The organism is Bradyrhizobium sp. CCBAU 11361 (genome assembly GCF_028128935.1).
Lineage (GTDB): Bacteria > Pseudomonadota > Alphaproteobacteria > Rhizobiales > Xanthobacteraceae > Bradyrhizobium > Bradyrhizobium niftali.
Genome location: NZ_LBJZ01000003.1, coordinates 514 through 1,447 on the forward strand (window position 1 = coordinate 514; position 934 = coordinate 1,447).

Sequence of the window (934 nt, forward strand, 5' to 3'; positions counted from 1 at the left end):
CCTTCTCTTTCAGTTCCACCACAGTGGCCCTGGACTGCTCGCCGATGCGGTCCACCTCCACGATGGTGTCCATGTGCTCGAGCACGGCGACGCGCTTCTCGAACGGCGCCGCGATCACGAACTGCAGGCCGAGGTTTTTGTAAAAGCTCATCATCTGCCGCTGGTTCTTGCCGTCCATCTTGGAGAAGGCCTCATCGAACATGGCGAGCGCGAAACCGGCGGGCTTGCCGGCACGACGCTCCGCGCTGCCGTAGACGGCGGCCAGCGAAGCGCCGATGGCAACGTAGATAGGCACCTGTTGTTCGGCGCCAGACCCGGTGCCGCGCCGCTGCTCCCAGCGGGTCGAGCGGCCGGTGGCAACATCCTCCATGTGGATCTCGAAGGTGTAGAAGTTGCGGTAGTCCTCGAACTGGGTGAAATCCTTGTCGGGGTCCTCGAGCAGCGCCTCGAGTGCGACGATCGTATCCTTGTGCGGGAAGTCATCGGGCACGTCGCCCCGGAACAGCATATCGAGCGCCTGCGGAGAGGTTTTGGCGATTTCGATAATCTTCAGGATGGGCTGGAATTCCACCATCTGGGTGCGATGGAATGAATATCGCTCGTTATGGAAGGGATGTGCGTAGAGGCTACGGTTCAACGATTGCAGCTCCCGCTCCATCTTTCCGATCCGGGCCGTGAGCGCATTGATGAACTCGCCGCGCAGCAGGGTGGACGCCTTCTCCGCCGCTTCCCGCGCCTGCCTTTCGTACTGGCGCAGCTCGTTGGATTCGATATCCGAGATCAGCTGCTCCATCCATGGCTTCACCTCCCGCAGCGGCTCGCTTTCCGCGCCGACCTGCGAACTCATCCCGAACTGATCGAAGTAATCGTAAAGAAGCTCGCGGACCCGTCGCTCGATCCGGGCGCGCTCGTTGTCGGACGCGTTCGCATCCTT

At 61.6% G+C, this 934-nt stretch carries 1 protein-coding gene; it reads right to left on the reverse strand.

Annotated elements, in window-relative coordinates; translation table 11 throughout:
- Positions 1 to 934, reverse strand: a 934-nt coding sequence (locus XI08_RS01595) for an SbcC/MukB-like Walker B domain-containing protein (RefSeq protein WP_271573078.1), incomplete at both ends; no start/stop codon positions are given.